General features: G+C 42.7%; 21 protein-coding genes and 3 tRNA genes. 14 read left to right on the top strand and 10 right to left on the bottom strand.

The genetic code is table 11. From position 1 onward, the window contains the following. Positions 1 to 17: 17 nt before the first annotated feature. Positions 18 to 506: a TlpA disulfide reductase family protein gene (locus ACMXYW_RS08355; RefSeq protein WP_415903688.1), complete on the bottom strand. Its 489-nt coding sequence runs from the start codon at positions 504 to 506 to the stop codon at positions 18 to 20. A 138-nt stretch (positions 507 to 644) separates the two neighbouring features. On the opposite strand from ACMXYW_RS08355, the gene ACMXYW_RS08350 reads away from it, so the two are divergent. Both ACMXYW_RS08350 and ACMXYW_RS08345 read left to right on the top strand, forming a co-directional pair. Further along, positions 645 to 1,520 carry an NAD(P)-dependent oxidoreductase gene (locus tag ACMXYW_RS08350; RefSeq protein WP_415903687.1) on the top strand — a complete coding sequence of 292 codons (876 nt, stop codon included), beginning with the start codon at positions 645 to 647 and terminating at the stop codon, positions 1,518 to 1,520. Positions 1,521 to 1,635: 115 nt separating this feature from the next. Beyond that, positions 1,636 to 1,767, top strand: a complete 132-nt coding sequence (locus ACMXYW_RS08345; RefSeq protein WP_415901067.1) for a hypothetical protein — start codon at positions 1,636 to 1,638, stop codon at positions 1,765 to 1,767. 49 nt (positions 1,768 to 1,816) lie between these two features. Here ACMXYW_RS08345 and ACMXYW_RS08340 read toward each other — a convergent pair whose 3' ends face one another. Continuing rightward, positions 1,817 to 2,611, bottom strand: coding sequence for a DUF1853 family protein (locus tag ACMXYW_RS08340; RefSeq protein WP_415903686.1), 795 nt, complete (start codon positions 2,609 to 2,611; stop codon positions 1,817 to 1,819). A gap of 134 nt (positions 2,612 to 2,745) precedes the next feature. Here ACMXYW_RS08340 and ACMXYW_RS08335 point away from each other — a divergent pair, with 134 nt between their 5' ends. The 7 genes from ACMXYW_RS08335 (at position 2,746) to ACMXYW_RS08305 (ending at position 6,758) form a co-directional block, all read left to right on the top strand. Continuing rightward, positions 2,746 to 3,051: an excinuclease ABC subunit C gene (locus ACMXYW_RS08335; RefSeq protein ID WP_415901069.1), complete on the top strand. Its 306-nt coding sequence runs from the start codon at positions 2,746 to 2,748 to the stop codon at positions 3,049 to 3,051. A gap of 3 nt (positions 3,052 to 3,054) precedes the next feature. Next, on the top strand, positions 3,055 to 4,896 hold the full coding sequence (uvrC, locus tag ACMXYW_RS08330; protein WP_415903685.1) for an excinuclease ABC subunit UvrC: 1,842 nt from the start codon (positions 3,055 to 3,057) through the stop codon (positions 4,894 to 4,896). 7 nt (positions 4,897 to 4,903) lie between these two features. Next, positions 4,904 to 5,452, top strand: a complete 549-nt coding sequence (pgsA, locus tag ACMXYW_RS08325) for a CDP-diacylglycerol--glycerol-3-phosphate 3-phosphatidyltransferase (RefSeq protein ID WP_415884617.1) — start codon at positions 4,904 to 4,906, stop codon at positions 5,450 to 5,452. Positions 5,453 to 5,542: 90 nt separating this feature from the next. After that, positions 5,543 to 5,617 (top strand) — tRNA-Gly (locus ACMXYW_RS08320). 22 nt (positions 5,618 to 5,639) lie between these two features. Then, positions 5,640 to 5,713, top strand: a tRNA-Cys gene (locus tag ACMXYW_RS08315). A gap of 6 nt (positions 5,714 to 5,719) precedes the next feature. Further along, positions 5,720 to 5,806: transfer RNA gene (locus ACMXYW_RS08310), tRNA-Leu, on the top strand. A 445-nt stretch (positions 5,807 to 6,251) separates the two neighbouring features. Further along, positions 6,252 to 6,758: a hypothetical protein gene (locus tag ACMXYW_RS08305; RefSeq protein ID WP_415903684.1), complete on the top strand. Its 507-nt coding sequence runs from the start codon at positions 6,252 to 6,254 to the stop codon at positions 6,756 to 6,758. 71 nt (positions 6,759 to 6,829) lie between these two features. Here the strand turns inward: ACMXYW_RS08305 and gap are convergent, their stop codons facing one another. Next, the gene (gene gap / locus ACMXYW_RS08300; RefSeq protein WP_415903683.1) at positions 6,830 to 7,840 is read right to left on the bottom strand and encodes a type I glyceraldehyde-3-phosphate dehydrogenase; all 1,011 of its coding nucleotides are present in this window, start codon (positions 7,838 to 7,840) and stop codon (positions 6,830 to 6,832) included. A gap of 131 nt (positions 7,841 to 7,971) precedes the next feature. Between gap and ACMXYW_RS08295 the strand changes: the two genes are divergently transcribed. From ACMXYW_RS08295 to ACMXYW_RS08280, 4 genes are all read left to right on the top strand, one after another. Beyond that, on the top strand, positions 7,972 to 8,652 hold the full coding sequence (locus tag ACMXYW_RS08295; RefSeq protein ID WP_415903682.1) for a DNA-binding protein: 681 nt from the start codon (positions 7,972 to 7,974) through the stop codon (positions 8,650 to 8,652). A 152-nt stretch (positions 8,653 to 8,804) separates the two neighbouring features. Then, positions 8,805 to 9,254 carry a response regulator gene (locus tag ACMXYW_RS08290; protein ID WP_415903681.1) on the top strand — a complete coding sequence of 150 codons (450 nt, stop codon included), beginning with the start codon at positions 8,805 to 8,807 and terminating at the stop codon, positions 9,252 to 9,254. A gap of 85 nt (positions 9,255 to 9,339) precedes the next feature. After that, the gene (locus tag ACMXYW_RS08285) at positions 9,340 to 10,011 is read left to right on the top strand and encodes a response regulator (RefSeq protein WP_415903680.1); all 672 of its coding nucleotides are present in this window, start codon (positions 9,340 to 9,342) and stop codon (positions 10,009 to 10,011) included. A 28-nt stretch (positions 10,012 to 10,039) separates the two neighbouring features. Next, positions 10,040 to 10,321: a hypothetical protein gene (locus ACMXYW_RS08280; protein ID WP_415901077.1), complete on the top strand. Its 282-nt coding sequence runs from the start codon at positions 10,040 to 10,042 to the stop codon at positions 10,319 to 10,321. 435 nt (positions 10,322 to 10,756) lie between these two features. On the opposite strand, the gene ACMXYW_RS08275 is transcribed toward ACMXYW_RS08280, so the two are convergent. After that, the gene (locus ACMXYW_RS08275) at positions 10,757 to 12,139 is read right to left on the bottom strand and encodes a nicotinate phosphoribosyltransferase (protein WP_415903679.1); all 1,383 of its coding nucleotides are present in this window, start codon (positions 12,137 to 12,139) and stop codon (positions 10,757 to 10,759) included. A 187-nt stretch (positions 12,140 to 12,326) separates the two neighbouring features. After that, positions 12,327 to 13,382, bottom strand: coding sequence for a bifunctional nicotinamide-nucleotide adenylyltransferase/Nudix hydroxylase (locus tag ACMXYW_RS08270; RefSeq protein ID WP_415903678.1), 1,056 nt, complete (start codon positions 13,380 to 13,382; stop codon positions 12,327 to 12,329). A gap of 136 nt (positions 13,383 to 13,518) precedes the next feature. Here ACMXYW_RS08270 and ACMXYW_RS08265 point away from each other — a divergent pair, with 136 nt between their 5' ends. Then, positions 13,519 to 14,247, top strand: a complete 729-nt coding sequence (locus ACMXYW_RS08265; RefSeq protein ID WP_415903677.1) for an NrtR DNA-binding winged helix domain-containing protein — start codon at positions 13,519 to 13,521, stop codon at positions 14,245 to 14,247. Positions 14,248 to 14,253: 6 nt separating this feature from the next. Here ACMXYW_RS08265 and ACMXYW_RS08260 read toward each other — a convergent pair whose 3' ends face one another. From ACMXYW_RS08260 to ACMXYW_RS08240, 5 genes are all read right to left on the bottom strand, one after another. Continuing rightward, on the bottom strand, positions 14,254 to 15,048 hold the full coding sequence (locus ACMXYW_RS08260; protein ID WP_415903676.1) for a SapC family protein: 795 nt from the start codon (positions 15,046 to 15,048) through the stop codon (positions 14,254 to 14,256). A 250-nt stretch (positions 15,049 to 15,298) separates the two neighbouring features. After that, positions 15,299 to 16,150 (bottom strand): efflux RND transporter periplasmic adaptor subunit, encoded by an 852-nt coding sequence (locus tag ACMXYW_RS08255; RefSeq protein WP_415903675.1) that lies wholly within the window; start codon positions 16,148 to 16,150, stop codon positions 15,299 to 15,301. 9 nt (positions 16,151 to 16,159) lie between these two features. Continuing rightward, positions 16,160 to 18,034, bottom strand: a complete 1,875-nt coding sequence (locus tag ACMXYW_RS08250) for a preprotein translocase subunit SecA (RefSeq protein WP_415903674.1) — start codon at positions 18,032 to 18,034, stop codon at positions 16,160 to 16,162. A 100-nt stretch (positions 18,035 to 18,134) separates the two neighbouring features. Then, a complete protein-coding gene (locus tag ACMXYW_RS08245) occupies positions 18,135 to 20,279 on the bottom strand; it encodes a hypothetical protein (protein WP_415903673.1) in 2,145 nt (714 codons plus the stop codon). 12 nt (positions 20,280 to 20,291) lie between these two features. Next, a complete protein-coding gene (locus tag ACMXYW_RS08240; RefSeq protein WP_415903672.1) occupies positions 20,292 to 22,169 on the bottom strand; it encodes an efflux RND transporter periplasmic adaptor subunit in 1,878 nt (625 codons plus the stop codon). Positions 22,170 to 22,429 lie beyond the last annotated feature (260 nt).

Genomic DNA, 22,429 nt, shown 5'->3' with positions numbered 1-22,429 from the left:
GATCATCGATCCATGGCTTAATTTAAAGTCTTGCTAATCAACGCAATAGATTCAGGGTGATCCCACTCTTTCCCGCCAAGAATTGTTTCAATCAATTTTCCCTCTTTATCGAACAATAACGTCATTGGCAGTCCTTTAATGCCAAATTCATTAAAAGAACGATTTTTCTCATCGAGTAAGATAGTGAAAGTTAATTCGGTATCCAGTTCCATTAAAAAACTCGAAACAGATACAGAATCCTCACCGGCATTTATAGCCACAATCTCAAATTCTTGATCGGCAAAATGCTCCTGCAGCCTTTGCATTGATGGCATCTCTTTAATGCATGGCGGACACCAAGTTGCCCAGAAGTTAAGTAGAACGACTTTTCCTTTGTAATTCGCCAAAGAAACCCTTTCGTGGTCTGTGTTTTGAAAACTCAGTTTATAAAGTTCGCTTTGTGCTAACGCATTTGCAGAAGTCGCAAAAAGGAAAATGGAAATAAGTGCTGATTTTAAGAAGGACATAAATGGCTCTCGTGAAATACAGGGCAAGATGATAGCAAAATAGCGATTTAAAAAGTACGAGATGGTGTTTGCTGTTTCATCCTTTATACTCTGAGCCTATAAAGAATAAAACAGTTCAATCTAGATGGGATAATAAGAATGAAAGTTGCATTTATAGGTTTGGGTGTCATGGGATACCCGATGGCAGGGCATTTAGCACAAGCAGGTCACGATGTTACGGTTTACAACCGCACAACAGCTAAATCAGAGGCATGGATTGAGGACTATAAAGGTAGCTTTGCTTTAACACCTGCAATGGCTGCTCAGGGTGCAGATGTCGTGTTTACCTGTGTCGGCAATGATGATGATTTAAGAGCTGTGACATCAGGCGAGCAGGGCGTGCTAAACACTATGCAAGCTGGTTCCATTTTGGTGGATCACACTACTGCATCTGCTGAAGTTGCTAGAGAGCTATCGGAACTGGCAGGAGAGCAAGGCGTAGGCTTCCTCGATGCTCCAGTTTCAGGAGGTCAGGCAGGTGCGGAGAATGGCGTTTTAAGCATTATGGTCGGTGGCAATGCCGCTAACTTTTCTGTTGTTGAGCCAGTTATGGATTGTTATGCAAAATCTACTCGTTTACTAGGTGAGGCTGGCTCTGGTCAGTTAGCGAAAATGGTAAATCAGATTTGCATAGCTGGGTTAGTCCAAGGCTTAGCTGAAGGTGTGCATTTTGCAAAAGCTGCTGGTTTAGATGCAGCCCAGGTGTTCGATGTAATTCAGCATGGTGCAGCAGGTTCTTGGCAAATGGTTAATCGCCACCAAACCATGATTGAAGATGAGTATGATTTTGGATTTGCTGTTGATTGGATGCGTAAAGATCTAAACATTGTTCTAGATGAATCCAGAAAAAATGGTGCTAGATTGCCGGTTACTGCTTTGGTAGATCAGTTTTACGCGGATGTTCAGCAAATGGGTGGCGGGCGTTGCGACACCTCAAGTCTGTTGATGCGTTTAGAGGGTGATAGCAAGAAATAGCCATTATATTTCAATGGTTTTTATGGGCCATTGATGGATAGACACAGGCTGTTAGCTCTATATAATTGCCCCCGATATTTCTTTATTACTACTACAAAATATCTAGGACAGTTCTATGGATAAATATAACCTAATCTCTGTTGCTCCGAGCTTAGTCATCGTTGCGTGCATGATTGTTGGCACTTTTGTTGGCATCAAAGTACTTAAAAAAATGATTGCTAAAGACGCAGCGGCTGCAGAAAAGTAAGCTTTTGCTTTAGCCGGGTATCTCGCTTAGATGCTCGGCTAACTTCTATCTACCATTCGTTCGGCACCACAAACCCACGATCTAATTCTTCCCCTTTTTTATTAAATCTAGCCACAAGAGTTGGCCTGTCAGCTTTTAACAGCTCTGCCTCAAATTCGGCATAATCCAAAAGTTTTGAGTGATCAGCAATCAGCCAATAAGGCTTATGCATAATGCTGTAAAAGTCTGGGCTTTTAACGTGGTTAATCTCATTCTGCCTAAGCCACCAGCCTTGGAGATGATTGGGATTAATTGCAGGGTGAAGTTCTATTTTAGAACCAAACTCAGTAAAAGGATGGAATAGGTAACCCTGCATTAGCATGACGAAAATCACAGGGGATAAACCCTCGCTTTTACACGCTAGGATGCCTTGAGGGGTTTTAGATATTTTAAGTTGATGTTCTACCATCCTCTCGTATTTTATATCTAACCGATCCCTCTTTCCTGGGCCAATAAAATCTGCAAGCTTGGTGCCTGAACCTGTTCTTAAATAGTATTTAATTGCACATTCTAGATGGAAGTCCCCCCTTGATGAATCGCCTATAAAATCGAGTTCACCCAAAGTAACTTTATTATCAAAAACCTTAATATTTCTTTTAATATCATATAAATGAGTGTCATTGTTGAGGATGTGGTTGACTATGTTTTCGTAATATCCGCCAAGGTTTCTTGCTGTAAATCTTGATCTGTTAACTACTACTGATTTGGGCTGATCTGCACTAATAAGGTCATGAAAGGGAATATAGCTATTCGGCACGTTTATCAAAGAAGGGCTGCTTAAAACCCAGTCTATATCGTTATCCATGCGCAGTGCTCTTTTAAGTAGATAAAATAAGGAACAGTCGATTCGTCGTAATCTAAGACTTTCCTTTTTACATCAACTGTTGAAATGCTTAAAGTATGCTGCAAATACGATGGGATTATAAATAAGGGTATACAATGACCAGATCAGCAGATAATAACGTCCCTTTAAGCGAACAAAACCGTGATGTTCTGTTATCAGAATCAGACATTAATAATATTTTGGTTAATGGTGCACAAATCTCATTAACTAAACTTCGTAAAGCACAAAGTACTGACGCTCAGCTTTGCTACTACGCAGAAATAGGTGTTTACCTGGAGGTATCGCTTTCACGCGGGGCGGGTATTACTGAGTCGACTATGGAGACTCTGCAAGAAATTCATAGAATTGCTACGCATGAATACATGGATAACCGTAAGCTATTGTCCAAGGTAGAACAGTAAGCAGTGTCAGAAAATACCCCATCCGAAACATTTGATGCCAGCGCCTTTTTGAAGCAACTCACAAAAAGGCCTGGAATCTACCAAATGTACGATGCAGACAATGAGCTTCTGTACATTGGAAAAGCCAAAAACCTTAAAAACAGAGTTTCTAGTTACTTCCGCTCTTCAGGTCTCAGTATCAAGACTCGTGCGTTGGTTGCGAAGATAGCTGATGTTCAGGTCACTATCACTAACAGTGAAACCGAAGCGTTATTGCTTGAGCAAAACCTGATTAAGCAGCACAGGCCGCCTTATAATATTCTTCTGCGTGACGATAAATCGTACCCATATATCTTCATTTCAGATAAAGATGATTATCCTGCGGTGCGATTTAGCCGAGGCGCCAAGCGTAAAAGCGGTAAATATTTTGGACCGTTCCCAAGCGGAGGGGCTGTGCGTGACAGCCTGAACCTGCTCCAGAAGATTTTTAAGATACGTCAGTGCGATGATAGTTTTTACAAAAACCGGTCGCGTCCTTGCCTTCAGTATCAAATCAAAAGATGCACTGCGCCTTGCGTAAAAGCGATCTCTAAAGAAGATTATCAAGACGATATCCGTCATGCTTCTATGTTTTTAGATGGCAAGAACACCAAGGTTATGGATGAAATTGCTAGCCAGATGGAAAATGCTTCTGCAGATCTTGAGTTTGAAAAGGCTGCGTTATATAGAGATCAACTTATTAGTTTGCAAAAAGTACAAGAGCAGCAGTACGTAACTGGCATGCAAGGTGAGGCCGATGTGATTGGTTGTTCGGTTCAGCCTGGCGGGGTCTGCATACATATGCTGTTTGTACGAGGCGGAAGAATTATTGGAAGCAAGGCTCACTACCCCAAGGTATCTATCGAAGAAACGTCGAGCGAAATTGTTTCAGCTTTTGTAGCTCAATGGTATTTAGGTTCGCAACGAGAAATACCGTCATATATCGTGTTGCCAAGTGAAGTTGACGATAAAGATTGCTTGCAACAAGCGATAGGAGAGTCATCAAGCAAAAAGGTTACGGTTTCTCATACGGTCAGAGGCGAGCGGGCAGCATGGCAGAAGCTTGCTAATACCAATGCTGAGCAGCAGTTAGGTAGTTATTTAGCTAACAAAAAGAATATCTATAACCGTTATTTAGAGCTGCAAAGCCTTTTAGACCTAGATGAGGTTCCTCAACGGCTAGAGTGTTTCGATATAAGTCACAGCTCTGGTGAGGCAACAGTTGCTTCATGTGTAGTGTTTGATAGAAATGGTCCTCTCAAATCGGATTACAGACATTTTAATATTGAGGGCATTACTCCGGGCGACGATTATGCAGCAATGCATCAAGCTCTTCTAAGGCGTTATACGCGTCTTAAGAAGGGTGAGGGTAAATTGCCTGATATTTTGTTAATCGATGGTGGTAAAGGCCAGGTTACTCAAGCGATGGAAGTGCTAGATGAGCTGAGCATATCCGACGTTTTAGTGATTGGTGTGGCTAAAGGGTCTACACGTAAGGCTGGCTTTGAAGTACTTATTTCAGGCGATACGGGTGAAGAAACAGTATTAGAAAGCAGCTCGGCTGCGTTGCATCTAATTCAACACATACGTGATGAAGCGCACAGGTTTGCTATTACCGGACATCGTGCTCGAAGAGGCAAGGCTAGAAAACGCTCAGTGTTAGAAGATATACCCGGTGTTGGTCCTAAGCGTAGAAGAGAGCTGCTTAGACATTTTGGTGGAATCCAAGAAGTAGAGCGCGCCAGTGTTGAAGAAATTGCAAAAGTCTCTACCATAAGCAAAACAATTGCCGAAGAAATCTATGCGGCACTCCATCCTGATATTTGAATGCCAGATGAATATACCCAATATACTTACATCGTTACGTATTGTTTTAATTCCTGTCTTTGTGCTGATCTTCTATTTGCCTTATAGCTGGGCACCTATTGCTACAGGCGTGGTATTTGCCGTTGCTGGCTTTACTGATTGGCTGGATGGATATTTAGCTAGAAAGTTGAATCAAACCTCTCCCTTTGGTGCTTTCTTGGATCCTGTTGCGGATAAGTTAATGGTAGCTATATCTCTGGCTCTATTAGTTGAAAGCTATGCGTCATGGTGGATCACAATTCCGGCGATCGTAATTATCGGTAGAGAGATCGTAATTTCAGCTCTACGTGAATGGATGGCTGAAGTGGGGCAGAGAGCGAGTGTGGCTGTCTCTTATATTGGGAAAGTAAAAACAGCACTACAGATGCTGGCGATTATGCTCATGATTGTTACAGAGCCCTACACGACCATATCGATAGCAGGGATTGTTGCACTGTATCTAGCAGCAGCATTAACTTTATGGTCTATGTATCAGTACCTTAGAGCTTCTTGGCCTGCTTTATCTGAACAGATGTAAGTGGTTAATAATTAAGCAGATTTTTTTATAAAATATGTGTTGACTTATAAATGGGGCTCTCTATAATACGCACCACATTGTTACAGCAGAGCGGGAATAGCTCAGTGGTAGAGCACAACCTTGCCAAGGTTGGGGTCGCGAGTTCGAACCTCGTTTCCCGCTCCAAATTCTAAAGTAACAATATTGAGGCGCGGTGGCAGAGTGGTCATGCAGCGGACTGCAACTCCGTGTACGCCGGTTCGATTCCGACCCGCGCCTCCATCTTATGCCCGGGTGGTGAAATTGGTAGACACAGGAGACTTAAAATCTCCCGCTCGCAAGAGTGTACCGGTTCGAGTCCGGTCCCGGGCACCACTTGTGGTAATCACTTCCTTAGATTTATCTTCAAAGCTTATATTTTTACGCTATTTTTCTTATCTGTGTGCGCCTTTCTATTTGTGGTGCGAGGTCCTGCAAAAAAAAGCTCCCTTTCCTAGCTATTTAATGTAATTCCTTATCTGTTTTATCAACCTGTTTATTTTTCATGTTGATACGCATATTTTCTATCCATGTGATTTATATGGGATTTTTTAAAAGTGTTTCATAAATGCGCCTCAAGCCTTTATTGGCGGGACTTAATGGTTATTGCATAGTTTGAAATGATGTCTATTATTACTGTTATTAAGTGAATAGCCTTACTATATATAGGGCTGGTTGTTTTTGCTTAAGGGATTAGTGCAGTCAACGAGATAGTCATTGCTATACTTAAATGACATCGAGGGATATAAACAACACGCAGGAAAGGGAGTTCAGAGGTGTTATGACAGATCTTCCGAAAGGCATATTTATACTGGCTGTTGCTGGTGTTATCGGGTATCAGGCAATCAAAGCGCTTGATATGGATTATCTTGCTCAGTCGCCGAGCTCTCCTGCAGCTGCGAATAAAGCTGCAAAAGTCCCTTTAAATGATGCTGATAAAGTAGAGGCTGTATTGGCAGGCGCTGATCCTACTGATGTATTTAAGCCAACCGCAGCTGGTAAAAAGCTTTCGGTTGCTTGTGATAGTGGCTATATCGCAGGCGATCTTAACAAGAACCGCTTTTCCAAAATCAGCTATGCATCGATCACTGAGCGAGGAATAACCTACATTCAGGTTTCGCGTTACTCGCCAACTTATCTTGTGCAGGAGCACTACCAGGCTGTAACAGCGACAGAGGTGGATAAGGTTCCTGATAGTATAAAAGCGGCGCTACAAACTAAGATTAGTGATCCTCACGGCTGCAGTTCGCAAGATTTATATCTTTCACAGATTAATTATCTCAAATAATTACAACGTCATATTTGCTGGAAAAATTAAGCCCTTCATTAGGTATGAAGGGCTTAGTTTTTATGGTCATCTTAATTTGAGATTTGGTGAATTAGCTGGGCTGTATCAAGCATTCTATTTGAGAAGCCCCATTCATTGTCATACCACGCAAATACCTTAATGGTATTTGCGTGGGTCATGGTTTGGGTGGCATCGAAAATACAGGATTCGGGTCTGTGATTGAAATCGATGGAGACTAGGGGTTCTTGATTGCATGCAACGATTCCGGCGTAGTTACTGTCTGCCTCCCTTTGGATTAAGTCGTTTAACTCGCTTGCTGAGCAGTGGCTCTTTAGTGTTGCGCTGAGATCAACGAGGGATACGTTTGAGGTGGGAACACGGATAGCCATGCCTGAGAGCTTTCCTTTAAGCTCAGGTAGGACTAAGCCAACCGCTGCTGCAGCGCCTGTTTTGGTTGGGATCATGGAGCTAGCAGCAGATCTTGCTCTATATAAGTCGCCGCTAAAGGCGTCCATTAGGTGTTGATCATTTGTATAGGCGTGGATAGTTGTCATTAGGCCTGATTCAATGCCGAAATGGTTGTTGATTATCTTGGCTAATGGTGCAAGGCAGTTGGTTGTGCATGATGCGTTGGAGATGATGGTGTGATGAGGTTGAATTGAATCTTGGTTTACGCCGTAAACAACGCATGAGTCCGCATCTTTAGATGGCGCTGATATCAGTACTTTTTTTGCTCCGGCGTCTATGTGTTTAGAGGCTGATTCTCTATCAGTAAATAGGCCAGTGCATTCAAACACAATATCTATATCTAGATCAGCCCAGGGTAGGGCGCTGGTGTCTTTTTCTCGAAGCACTTTTATGACGTCGCCATTAACGATTAAAGCGTCGTTCTCAGCGATAACTTCATGTCTGAATCGACCGTGAATGCTGTCGTATTGCGTTAGGTGTGCATTTACCTGAGGGTCACAAAGGTCGTTAATGGCAACTATCTGTAAATTGTCACTCAAGTGGGATTCATAAAAGGCTCTGAGGATATTTCTGCCTATTCTGCCGTAACCGTTGATTGCTATTTTTGCTTTCATAGTACTTCCTTATCATGCAGTTAGGGTTACTTTTAGCGTAGCTCATCTAGTCATTCCGGCAATATAAAAATTGAAACAAAGCGGTGTGCGTATATAATGATACGTATCATTCGATACATATTTAATATTATATGAAACAGAATACACAGGATTTGGTAAAAGAAACTGCCGATAAGCTGTTGCGTGAAGGCATAAAGCCCACACAGCAAAGCATTAGAGATCGAATTGGAACAGGCTCAATTACGACGATAAACAAAGCGCTAAATGTTTGGTGGTCTGAGCTTGGGCTGCGTCTTGATGAGGCTGAGCGAAACCCAGGCATTCCAGAGCCGGTTGCCAATACTGCTAACAAGCTTTGGCTACAAGCGCTTGCTTATGCTAATAAGGAGCTCGATTCACAAAGAAGCGCCATGGAAAGTGAGTTTGCTGACAGGGCTAGAAAGCTGTCTAAAGCCTCTTCTGCTGACCATGGAGAGTTAAAGGAGCTGAGGGCGCAATGCCTTCGATTGCTCCAAGATAATGAAAGGCTCTCAAATGAGAAGGGTGATGGCCTGCTAAAAATTGCAGAGTGCGAAACAAAGCTTATCGAGAGCCACTCGGAGATATCCCGTCTTACTAGAGAGTTGAAGCAGGCTGAGATAATGTCTGAAGGCAGCTCTAATATCGATCAATACATTGAGGTTCAAGTGGAGAGTCGCACCCTGCAAGAGGAGAACAAGAGGCTCAATAGGGCAATTGATATTCTTACGGGAGAAAAAGCTGAGCTGCAGCTAGAAGTGATAAAATTAAAGCAAATGTTATCGGCTAATTAGAATTAAAGTAGTGATGCTATATATTATTAACGATGTTAATCTTCATTAAGCTTTGTGCAAAATTGATTCATAGCTTACTGAGCATATCTTTAATAAAATAATGCTTGCTACAGGTAAACTAATTTCTATCTATTTATAGGTAACTATCTGAAATGGATATAGTTTTAAGAGAATCAGCACAAGATCAAGAGATTGTTGATGCCTTACATCAATGTGGCCTTGATGATGCTGTGTGCTGTAATAGTGAGCAGGACTTCAAACAGGCTAAGGCTCTTCTTCTTAAAGAAAAGCTAAAGAATGTAACAATTCAGCTTCTTGATGATGATGGTTATGCTATAAAGCAGGTAACAAGTAAGCCCAAAGATCCAAGGATAGCGCGCGAACAGCTTAATGGTAGGCAGGTGGCGGTTGTTAAGGCGCTGGAGAAGGTGCTTAGGCATTGTAAGAAAGAAGGTGTACAGCTTGTTGGTTATAGTGATGAGTTGGTTGCTTTGCCTGCGCACATTCCAGTTGAAGAAATTTCGAATGCTGGGGCCATGGATGTTGAGAGCTTTGATGTATACAAGGGTGCCGATGCTATCGCGCCTTCAAGTGATATTTAGAATAATAAATAAATATAAATCAGATAATTAGGCCGTAAACTTGAGCTTAAATATCTATGGGCAACCTGGTTATTAGGAAGCGAACATGTCGACCCCAATTAAGATTTTGCTTGTGGATGATCACCCTTTAGTTAGGGCTGGATTTCAACGCCTACTGATATCTGATGAAAGCATTGAGATTGTAGGGGAGGCAGATAACGGTCAGTCGGCTTGTGAGATGTACTCGCAATATGAGCCTGATGTCGTGATTATGGATCTAAATATGCCTGCAGATTCAAATCCTGAAGAGACTGCTTTTAAGAATCTGAATGGCGGCCTTGAGGCGATTCGACGAATTATCTCAAAAGATCCAAAAGCAAAAGTGCTGGTATTAACAGCAATGGAGACGGATCCATTTCCAGCTCACGTTGTAAATGCTGGAGCTAAAGGCTTCTTAACTAAAAGATGCGCTCCTGATGAGCTTTTAGAGGCCGTAAAGGCGATTCACAAAGGTGAGGAGTACATTACCGAAGAGATACGCTCACGAATCAATGGAGACTCTTCTGGCGATTCATCTTTAGGCAGTCTTACAAAGCGTGAATTGCAGATATTCTCGCTGCTGGCCGAAGGCCGGACGGTAGCTATAGTCGCTGAAGAGATGTTTTTGAGTCCTAAAACCATTCATGCTCACCGTACAAACATCTTTAGAAAATTAAAAATTAGCAATAATTCTGAGCTAGTTCACCTCGCAATTCGTCACAATATCGTCCAAGCTTAAGGTAACTCTCTTAAACGAGGTTGCCGATATGAGTGTACTGGACTTTACAGAGTTGCACCTAGAAACCGAGTTTCTTTGGAATGAAATTTCTGTAGGCGATAGCGTAATGCTTGACGCTGATCTATACGAATCCAATAGCTGTAAGCTCCATAAGTACCAGCCTTATGAGGTTCTGGCTAAAATGCACTGTATGGCGCCAGAGCCATCTGTCTTAATCGTCGAGTCTGATGTGACAGGCGAGCTCATAAACCTTCATCCAGCGCTATTGTGTAGCTATCAATCAGCTGAAGTACCCATTACACATTCATAGCTTTCTTATTTTGTTTTCGTGCTTTCAATTTTGTCTCGAATTGAGCTTTTGTTTCTAGTTAAGATCTAGGTATTTATCGCTGCAATAGTAAGTGTTAAATCCAATGTTATTAGTGTTTGCTGGTGTCATGTTTTTATTAACTATGAGGCATTAAGAGCAGCTTTGTTTTATGTAAAAGCAAGCACTTGCATAGATTCAAGGCATTGGTAACTCTCATTATCATGCTTCGCATAATATATATTATGTTAAATAGGATGTTTATATATGTAACTAGGTCTATCGCCTTCTTTGTGTAGATACGTATTGAACATATAACCTTATATGCGTGGTTAAAATTATCGTGCGGAGAGCTTCGTAAAATGAATATTTGGGAGCTAAGTACCGTAAAGAGCAACGTAGCGTACGCTGCTCTTTCGGTAAGTAGATAGAGATATATTAGGACTGTTTTTCTGCTAGTTCGCGAATCTCTTCAAAGGACCATTCTTTTAAAAGATCGCCATTGCGATAAACAGTGATTAGCTCATTGTTCATTGCACCTAGTTCATCTTCTCGAATGGTTAAGAAATTGTTATTAGCATTTTTAATAAGCGCTAAGCGTCCTCGTTTAGATCGTTTGCCTGGATCTGTGATCGGATCTTTATAAACATCCTGCCATTCACCATTGATCTGTATTGCTGACGCCTTCATCGCAAACTTCTGGGTATCACGATTTACTTTTTGTAGAAGCTCACCGCCCATACCAAAAGCGATATTCTCGGCGCTTATCTTACGAATTTTCAATGCTTCTAAAATAGCTGCAATAGATTCTAGGTTTACACCGTCACCTTGTATGACCCTAATACAGTCCGGTAACACTCTGTAACCTTTGCTGTTATAGCGGCTACCGAACTTAGCCATTAGACGCTCAATCGTTTCTGAAACGATTTCAACCGGATCACCAGAGTCTGGGCGAACAACTAATGTTCCTTCCATATTCTTAACATCTTCGATGAGTTCATCACCCCAGATATTATCGATGGCATTCCATAGATTGTATGAGTCACTTACTACGGCCAGTAGCTTACCTCTACCGCCAAATTGTTTAAGCATGTTTTTATAGGCTGCAGATTCATTTGGCTTTCCCCAGCTTGTGATGGTGCTGTGTTCAGCCGCAGGAATCGAGAATCCAGCCATATCGGCACCGTAGTAACGCTTAGCTGCCAACAAGCCTGAAACTGTGTCAGTGCCCATAAAATTCACTAAGTGAGCAGCTGCACCTAGCGCTGAAGATTCTTCTGAACTTGCGCCCCTTGCACCGAAATCGTGTAACTTAAATGCAAGGCCATCAGTGCTATCAGCCGTTTCTTCCAAGTACCTTTTGATAATCTCTTTACAGCTTTTAGATACTGTCGCTACGGTTGTTGGATACCAAATGGCTCTTAATAAAGCAGTTTCGATATAACTAGTGAGCCAGGCACATTTAGGATCGGTATTTTTTACCTGAACCATAACGTTATTGGTCGGTAATAAAGTGCCTTCTGGTACAGACTGAATCTCTAGAGGTAGATAACCATCGTAGGTACTCAAGATATATTCCCAACCATCACGGTTAAAAGGAACCCCGTGAGCTGTAAGAACTATCTCTGCCTCATCTATATCGTCTTTAGTTACCGGCTTGCTTAGATAGGCTTTTAAGAATGCCTGAAGGCCAAATACAATCGTATTTGCATAAACACCACCGCGAGATTCAATATAGCTAGATACGAATTCTGTACCTTGAGGATATTGAACGTAGTGTGACGTTTTGTAGGAATCTGTATTAAGTATTAGGTTTTTCATGACGGAGTTCCTCCTGTCTTATGTGTGACAGCATCGGTCTATCCAATACTGTTTTACTCCGAGTAAGCAGAATCCCTGCTTACCTATTTTGAATATTTAAGTGCTTTGTAATCACTTAATGACTATATAGTGGCGTATAGCCACTTACAAATCAACAATTATTTATTATGCATAAGTTTGTTTCTTTTTAGCTTGTTCCGAGTAGTTCTTGGATTATGAAATAATGATCTTCAAACATCTCTTGTGGCTTTAAATCACCTAGAGGAATCCAACGAGCATACTTGGCATCGTCACTTCCTTTGACTTTAGGAAGCGCAGAATTTGGTTCTAGCTCTATGTGAAAAGCGTGCGTTATGGTTCGCCCTCTGGCAGAACGGTTAGGTTCATCAAACACTTCTTGACGTTTTATCGATCCTTTAAGCACAGGGCCTGGTACTTTTAATCGAGTTTCTTCTCGAAGCTCTCGTAAACAAGCATCCAAAAGGCGCTCATTCTGATCAACAAATCCTCCTGGTAAGGCCCATAACCCCTTCCCTGGATTTGCCTTTCTTTCTACCAGAAGAATATGACCTGATTGGATTACAACAGCATCGACTGTAACAAATGTCGGTGCATACGGGGCTGCTTCCCACGCTTGTTTATATTTTTGTACAAAGCCAATTTCATCAGCAATTTGTTGGTAGGCTTCATTGCTCTCAGCAAAATCACTTAGCCACTTACTAATCGAACTAGGTAAAAGTTCGTTATTACTAGTCTTAAGTAACTCATTGATTAATGGGCTAAAGTATTGCTCTCTGATAGGAGTCGCACTAATCCCTGCATAGTTTTCAACGCTAATATTTTTCCATTGTGGGAAAAGGTTCAGGTAAAAACCAGTGTGATCTTTTTTGTGTCCAATTAAAGCAATCGAAGCTGGTTGATGTGGTTTGGTGTGATGTGCAGTAACCGAGCCATTAACTGTGGCTTGTACATTTCGAACCCAAAGATCATCGTTATAAGGAACATCCATTAGAGGTAAGCAGATTAATCGTTCGTTATGTGTTTCGCTCAGACATGCCCTGATCATCTGTTCTCGTTCGAAGTGATTCCATGGGTTTCGTGGATTTCTTGCCTGCCAAGCAGAACCGATTAATACAATAAGTTTATCCGCTGCGGCTAATCCTTCGCGCACTACCTGTAAGTGACCATTGTGGAAAGGCTGAAAACGGCCAATAAAGACCGCAAAGTCATATCTATTTTGCATACAGCAAGCTCCTTGCCGTTATATGTTGGCTGACAGGTCTTTCCCATCAGAATCTGTGTTGCGTAATTTGCTACGCCCTTTTATTATTGGCTTAATGCCACCAAAGTCAACTTTTGCTGCGAGTTTTTAAGAGATTATGAAATTGACTGAAGATCAAGCTTACTTAAGTCAGTACGATACTAAGCAATTTGATATTCCGATCTATTCGGTAGATGTCGCTATTTATACATTGCATGAAAATCAGCTAAATATCTTACTCGTTCAGCGTGCTCAAGCTCCGGAAGTTGGAAAATGGTCTCTACCCGGTGGTTTTGTAGACTTAAAAGAAGACTCAACTATTGAGATTACGGCCAAACGTAAGCTTTTGAGTAAAACGGGCGTAAATGCACCGCATCTTGAGCAAGTCAGTACTATTGGAAACGCATCACGTGATCCGCGTGGCTGGTCAGTGACTACACTGTATATGGCTTTAATTCCGTATGCACCAACAGAAAGCTTTGTTGAAGCAGTTGCAGACGCTCAATGGTGGCCAATTAACGATATTTCAGGGCTAGACCTTGCTTTTGATCACCATGATTTAATTAATACAGCGAGAGAAAGACTAAAGAATAAGACTGCCTATACTGTACTGCCCATTCATATTATCAGAGCCCCCTTTTCACTGACGCAATTACAGCAGGCCTTTGAAATCCTGATGGATAAAAAACTAGAGAAGAAATCCTTTAGACGCCGTATGGCTAATGCGGAACTATTAAAAGAGGTTGGAGAAGGTAAACCTGAAGGCGGGAAAGGCCGTCCTGCAGCGCTTTATATCCCCGCCCCTGGTTCTGAAGAACATCTATTTACCCGAGCGTTTAACGATTAAATTTATTTAATTTAACGCTTCCCCTTCATTGGGTTCATTTGCATCTAACGGTGGCACGGGAGTTTGTAGTTCTTCACTGTTTGAACTCTTGGCAAGATCAATCATTAATGAGAAGTTTTTCATAGACTGGAGATGGATGTATATCATCTCTAGCTCTCCACTTTGCGCCAACTCAGATAGCGTATCGCCAGGTAGTGCGTTTAATTTTGCACGGTTAATACCTAAAAAGCCTGTTAAAGACATTTGTTGGCCTGTATCCAAAGCCACTTTGGCCTGCATCGGTTCAAATAGATCTAATTCCTTAAGTTTATTTGCAAAGCTTTGAGTACGCTTAAAGTGTGCTTGGTATTCTTCGACAAAGGACAGAACTCCGTTTAAGTATTGTGTTCTTTGCCCTTCAGCATCGAATAATCGTTCCCCAACACCTTCCTGATTGAAGCCAGTAAAGCTTTCATCGATACATAGCATCAACGTTCCACCGTCGTCTGTGGTCGAAAAGACGAACGGATAGCGACGAACAAAGGCCGGGATGTATTTAGCTTTCCAGTTCCCATCATCATCAACAAACATATTTCGTTCATCTGATACGCCCAATATGGCTACAGGGAGTATATCTGAGCCAGCTTGAGCGAAAACTATAGGGTATTCCTGTGCTGCATTAGGAAATTCTACAGCCATTAGGGGAACTGAATTGGTTAGTTTAGCGTATTCGTAATTTTTACCGATTTTGACTGACCAATCGCGGTGTTTGGTACTGGAGACAGGCACTGCATTTGTATAAAACAACAATTGCTTACTCACGTCATTCCCTCCGTGATATTGATTTGTGAATGGCAACGGGCCATTAATAATCATCACAAACGGCAGCTGTGTGTTTTAACGTTATAAACGTCCATTTTTATGCCGTAGGGAACATCTTGTAACTATTGTTTTGTGGCCCACGATAACTATAGCTGAAGATAGGCTTTAGTCAGGTTATTTGACTTTAAATATTGGTTGTTCTTTGTGATTATGTTCTCTTATATATTCTTAAAACTCAGCTTAGACAGATCTATTCAGGTGTATTAATAGTGGAGAGAGCCTCAGGTCCATTTGGATTGAATGTGATGCTGCATCTAACACCACTTGGAATAGTTAGTCCTGGGTTTGATAGTTCTAATCGCACCCCAAACGTATCGCTGGCTGGATCAACAATCTTATCAACTATGGCTACTTTTGCTGGGTGATCCTTTGCTCCGGGATATTCTGGAAGAACCTTGGCTTCCATTCCTACAGTGATTTTCCCGTAAAAATCGACTGGGACGATCAATTCCACATTCAGAGGATCAACTTCAGCAACCTGTAGAATAGGACGATTATCTACCGATTCTCCTAATGAGATCTTTCTGTCCACGACGATGCCATTTAATGGACTTCTAATAATTCTTCTGTCATAAAATTTTTGTGCTCTTTCCAGTTCAATCTCTGCTATGGCCTGTCTGTTTATAGCCTGTTTAAGCTGTAAGTTTGCTTTAGAATAATTTGTGCGAGCTTCATCTAATAGCTGCGCTGAAATTGCTCTCTTTTTATGTAGCTCTTTGATTCTTGAAAGTTCTCTACTAGCGAAGTTCAGATCTGCTCTTCTTTCAGAGACTTCAGCCGTAATGCTGGCTCTGGCTTTTGCTAATTTAACCGTGACCTCTTCAATATCTGCGTCTAGCTTGGCTATCTCCTGACCCATTGTGATTAAATCGCCCCGATCTACTAATAGCGCTTCAACTACGCCCTGCTCCCTAGTACTCACATCTGCTAGTGAATGAGGCTTAATGAGGCAATCGAATCCTTCCAATTTATCATCTGCATATGAACTTGGTATTTGGCTTATCGCCATGACTATTCCCAAGTGGAGCAAGAGGCCTTTCATAAAATTTCCTCATTCCTGTTGGCCGGAATATGACAACATATTCCCTAAATGTTCATCGATTCGAAGCAGCTCTTTTCTAACTTGTGCGTGTTTATACTCAGCGATCTTTTGTGAAATTAAGACGCTAATTTTTCTAAAGTGGCTTTTAGGGGATGCTGTATGTGATTGTAGATTCCAGATCCATTTAGGGCTGAATTTAGTCACAATTTCATCTTCTAATGAAAGGATATATTCGTAGCTTCCAGGATCTCCTTGCCTAGCAGAACGGCCGAATAACTGACGATCAATTCGGCTGGCTTCATGTTGCTCTGTCGCAATGACATGCAGGCCGCCTAAAGCGATCACGCCTTCTTCTAAATGGATATCTGTACCACGTCCAGCCATATTAGTTGCAACGGTTACACGACCTTTCATGCCAGCTTGGGCGATGATTTCTGCTTCATTTAGGTCCTGCCGTGCATTCAGAACTTTGTGCGGTATATCGAGCTCTTGTAATAATTGGCTAAGATTTTCAGATGCTGCTACAGACCGTGTACCAACCAATACTGGCCGACCTTCAGTTCTCATCTGATAAATTCGAGTTAATATGGCGTTGTTTTTAAGATCATTATTTACGTACACTCGCCAGCCCATGTTTTTTCTGATCTGTGGTTTATTTGATGGAATTACCATAGTGCCCAAGCCGTACACAGCCCATAACTCTCCGGTGATCTCTTTTGCAGTGCCGGTCATGCCAGCTAAGTGCAGGTAGCGTCTAAAAAAACGTTGGTAGCTTATACGTGCCAATGTCTCGGGCTGAGAGGTTATGGGGCAGCCTTCTTTAGCTTCAATCAGTTGATGAAGACCTTGTTCCCATGAACGGTCAGGCATAACACGGCCTGTATATTCATCAATAATCAGAACTTTGCCGTCTTTTACCAGATAGTGAGTGTCTTTGATAAAGTAATTTAGTGCGCTTAGCGCTTGCCTAATTAAATTCTCGCGCCTTTTTTTACCTCGCCATAAGCCACCTAAGGTATCGCCAAAGCTATCAAGTTTGGCTTTTCCGTTCTTGGTAAGCTCAATGGCTCGTTCTTGATCTATGAGTTTAAAGTCTTCCGTAGGCTCTAGTTCTGCAGCCATCTCCAATGCTTGTTCGTAGATCTGTGACTCTTTGTGATTATCGGTTTGTTTAGAAATAATTAGAGGTGTTTTGGCTTCATCGACTAAGACGGAATCTGCTTCGTCGACGATGGCGAAACATAATCCCCTTAGCAGAACATTGCCCTGCTGCTTACCATCATTGCAGAGATCATCCAATTCATATCGGAGGCGGCCACTGTTATGGCCCATAACGATTCGATCTTTTAGGTAATCGAATACAAGCTGTTTATTCGTGCAGTAAGTGACATCGCATTCATATGCACTGCGGCGTTGTTCAGGTGTCATCCCTTCACTAATCAAGCCAACGCTGAGGCCTAGTGCTTTATAGATTGGCCCCATCCACTCTGAGTCCCTTTGTGCTAAATAATCATTAACGGTAATGATATGAACAGGAATTCCACTCAGGGCCGCTGTGCACGCAGGCAGTGTTGCTGTTAATGTTTTACCTTCACCGGTCTGCATTTCGGCTATCTTGCCTTTGATCATGGCCCAGCCACCCATGATTTGAGTATTAAAATGCCTAAGCCCTAAGGTTCTTTCAGCAACCTCGCGAATAAGAGCAAAGCAGTGAGCAGTTGAATCATCAGTCAGGCCGCCTACGCTGAGAGATTCCTTTAGCTCTCTACATACTGTGGCCAACTGATCATCGTTCATTGCCGTTAATGGCTCTGAATGACAGTTTACTTGCTTGATAAAACTATCGAAGCGTTTCTCTTTTACCTCAGGAATAAGCTGGCGCAAGCTCCCTTCTATTTGTGAAGCAATACGATCTAGCCTGCTGTTTTGGCAGGATGACTTTTGTGGGTAATGCCCCAGAATCACCCCGGGGCGCAGTGAGGCGCTAGATTTCAAAACGACTCAACAGCAGCTGTTTGAGTTGTCTATACCATTGAAACGCCAATGGCTCGTAACCGTGATCAAATCGCACATTTACACGACCTCCTATATTTCCTATCTCTTCAATATCAGGGAGAAGCAGATCAAATTGAAAGAAGCGTTCTAACGTTTTTAAACCATCTGGATCACTGAGATCGACAGGAAACTTACCTCCTCCAGTACTGCCTAATGCTGCCGAAGGTAATTTGAAAATCCCTCCTGGCACCTCTCTCTCTATCTGTGCTTCTTGTGGAAGTTTGTCTGCACTCTCTATCCATGCATCTACCTTTTCAGTTCTATTCCTTACTAGTCCTATTTGATTCTGACTGACAACAGTGCGAATGCGTGTGGTTGTAGGTTCGAGTACGTAACCAATAATATCGCCACGGTTCATAAATCTTCCGGGCAAGTCGATCGCTGAAGGAACAATAAACAAACCTGTCGCGCCACTGTAGACGGTGAGGGACTCAAGTTGTTCTTCAATTCTGTTTTGCTCAGCCTCAAGGCTTTCAATTTCTTTTCTAATCACTAGCGCTTGGGAGCGATTGGCAAACTGTAACTGCACTAAACGTGCTTCCAGCTCCCTTCTTTGTGCTTTAAGAAGCGCCGATTGAGCTTCAAGAAAGGGATCGTGAGATTGAATTAAAGGCTGGCCCTCCTGAACGATCGTATTTTGGTAAACCAATAGTTCTTCAACAAAACCATCCACTTGCATTCGGACATGGGATTTTTCGGGTAGCCAGATAACACCCTCTGCAAGGGTTTTTGACGGTGCTGGAATAACAAATAGCAAGATAAACAAACCGGCTAGCCCTACAGCTGAATAAGTAATGGCCTTGGATCGTTTGTGCTTGAGACGCGAATGGGTAAATAGGAAATCCAGCATCTTGAATAAAGGCAGAACCAACTGGGTAGTTATCGCCCAGATAGCCAACAACACCCCGATAAAGAATAGTTCGCCCGCTATAAATAGGATGATGACAAACATGATAAACATGCGATAAGCGAACGAAGCGATCCCGTAGAAGATTAACCATCCTCTTTCACCGCGTTCTGCTGGTGAGTGCTGATCGGTAACGGAAAACAAGTAGCGTTGAGTTAAGTATGCCAGATATTTTTTTGAGCGGGTTGCCAGATTAGGCATCTCTATGAGGTCTGACATGATGTAATAGCCATCAAACCGCAGTAATGGATTACCGTTAAAGAACAGGGTCGATACACCACCAATCAGCATGACATTGAAAGCAATGGCTCTAACGATGCCAGCTTCAACGTTTAACCAAACAAACATAGCGATAGATGCTAAAAACAGCTCGACCATTATGCCAGCAGCGCTGACTACGACGCGTTTATGTCTTTCCGGGAATGCGGTTGCGGATGATGCCTCGACGTAAGGTATAGGCATCAATACCAGCAACATAACACCCATCTCATGGACTTCACCGCCCCACACCTTTGCTGCGTAAGCATGCCCCATTTCGTGTAAGGCCTTAACTAATGGGTAGATCAGCCAAAGTAAAAATAGATTGTTATAAGTAATCGCTTGGTCGATAGCATTCTCTGTTAGATCAGACCAATGAATGCCTGCTTGGACAGCTCCAGCGATAATTACGCTTAGCCAGATTAATAAACCGCCTAGACCAAACAAAGGTTTGGTTAAGAACAGTGTTCTGGCTAAGAATTTATCTGGGTCCCATAAGGGAAAGCGAAGCGCTAAAGGCGACATGAACCTTTGCTTCCATTTAACCTTCTCATGACGTTGGTGGCGGTTAAATAACTCTTCGCTATCTGGAATTACATCAGTCTGGAGAACATTTGCTATATGAAGCTGACTGAGAAACTGCATCGTTTCATCTTGTGTAGGTGCGTCATCTCCCAGCTGTTTGGCCAATAGTTGCCAAATCTGGTCTACAGTGCGCTCCCCGTCCATCAAGCCTATAAAGTGATAGGCAGCTGGGGTGAAACGATGATATTGCCCTGACGAGGGCTCCTTAATGATGTACCAGATCTGACCACGGTACTCATGTCGATTGATTTGAGTGTGGCTACGAATATGTGGTTTAAGCTCTGCTACGCGGTACCACATTGAACTGTATAGATTGTCAGCCATAGTCTTCTCCGCCTACGGCCACCAAGACCAAACTGTAAACCTTACCCATTCAGTGAATTCATGGGTCCATATCCAAATTAGTTTACGCTGCTCTATATTTACTTTGCCGACTCCCTCCATGCCGGGTCTTAATCTTTCTATTCCTCCGTCTATATAGGCTTCTACTCGGAAATAGTTACGCCCATCCTCTGCAATCGCTACAGGTGTTTTCTTGACGATTACCATATCCAAAAGCTGGTTTGGCATGCTTGCTAGTTTTAATGAGCCTAACTGTCCCTCTTTGACTTGAGAGTATTCCCTCTCATCCACTTTTAAAATGACCCGATAGCTATTCAGTGGCGCCAACTCGAATAACACTTGTCCTCGCTCTACAGGCGCGCCTAGCATCTGACTCAGATCACCACTGACGATGATACCATCAAAGGGGGCTGTGACCGCTGTTCGATTTAGCTGGGTATCAATCAGTGCTATCTGGCTATCCGCCTGATCTTTCTGGGCACGGAGGATCCGCATCTGCGCACGATCGCCATTGGCGAGGGCTTCTACATATTCACGCTGTCTCTGTTGTTTTTGATTGTTCCATTTAACGCGTTCTAATTTGAGATCTTTATCTTCCATGGCAAACAGAAGATCGCCTTTATTCACGATATCGCCTGCTCTGATATCGGATTTAGAAATGTAACCAGTAAATTTGGCGGTGATCGCGCGTTGAATAGAACCCTCTAGACTGGCATTGGCAGATACCCGGTAAGTTCCGTCGGCAATACTCAGGAATACAGCTAGGAAAATTGTAGAAATAAGGGCGAGCTTTAAACCGGTATGTCCTTCTCGCACAAAAAGCAGCAATGTATCAGTCAGCGAATCCCACATCTTACTGCCGATCCAACGATCATCTCTTCTACGTGCATCTAATACAGGGCCAACGAGCAGCGCAACATACCGACAGAAATCGATCTCATCTTCTGTGAAACTCTGCCCTTTAGCTCTGGCCAATGTTAGTCCGCCAATCGGATCACCCGCATTTCCCATCGGAATCGTACAGATATGACCGACACTATCTTGCCTTGCGAGGTCTTCATGAGATCTGAGTGCCCGTGGGGCCGTATCAGAAGGCGCTGGATAGACTAATAGCGCTTGTTGATCGAGTGCTTCATCCATAGCTCTGGCGATCAGACGCATTAAGTTATTTTTCTCTTCAAATTCCGCGCTATGAGAAAATGCACTCAATTTAATGTGCTGACCTTTTAAAAAACCAATACCTACCCATTCACAATCCATACAGGAGGTCAGTTCTGTAACAAAAGCGGTCGCAGCGGCATGAAAGCGCTTGGATTCCAAACTCACAGCGACAAGTTCTAGGGCCAAAGCCAAACGGGTTTTAGAGGTTAGTGTGGTTTGTCGAACAAGCGTTTCAAGCCATGCACAGCCCCATTGGAGCTGGCGCATTACTAGACTTAGTTGCCTTTGATTTCGTTCGCTGACTTCGAGAGCAACCACGCCGCAAAGCTGTTCATCAACCAGTAAAGGGTAAGCTAGCGATGTGTGATGATGAGATGATTTACTTGATCTGACTGAGCCTTTTCTTTCGCTCATAGCGAGCTCGGCCACGACTGTCATATCAAAACTAGCTTCACTATCTTCTGGCCAATGAGCGATTGGGGTATATGGCCCCTCTTCTGGCTCGCCCATAACTACAACGCCAGCATGTACCTCTTCGATTAACTGGCATTGCAGTGCAAGCCATGTCGATACGTAGGCTTCTCGCGAGGTTGTTTGCGTGAGCTTGGCCCAAAAATTGGGGTTTAGAAAGGTGTCAGAAACAGCGGATGCTTCTGAATTTTCTCGGCTACCATCCTCTGGTTGCTCTATTTGGTATTCGTCGGTTCCCACAATATAACCTTCCTAACATGGACTAAGCGCATTGGTAGAGGTTAAGGGAGTTGAATGCCAACAGCTGATTTATGAAACATTATCAGCCCCCACAAACTAAACAGAGCGCTGGATATCAATCTTTTTTGCCGCTTCTATTTAGAATTCTTAGCTGTAGAAAAAGTATAGACGTGGATCTTGAAGCTCTCAAAAAACAAAAAGCTATTTATCTAATAGTTGTTTAAAAACAATTAGATAAATAGCTTTTATGATGCTGGATG

Source organism: Neptuniibacter sp. QD48_55, from assembly GCF_047778115.1.
Classification (GTDB): Bacteria; Pseudomonadota; Gammaproteobacteria; order Pseudomonadales; family Balneatricaceae; genus Neptuniibacter.
Note: the sequence above shows the minus strand (reverse complement) of the source record. Positions and strands in the feature narration are given on the sequence as shown.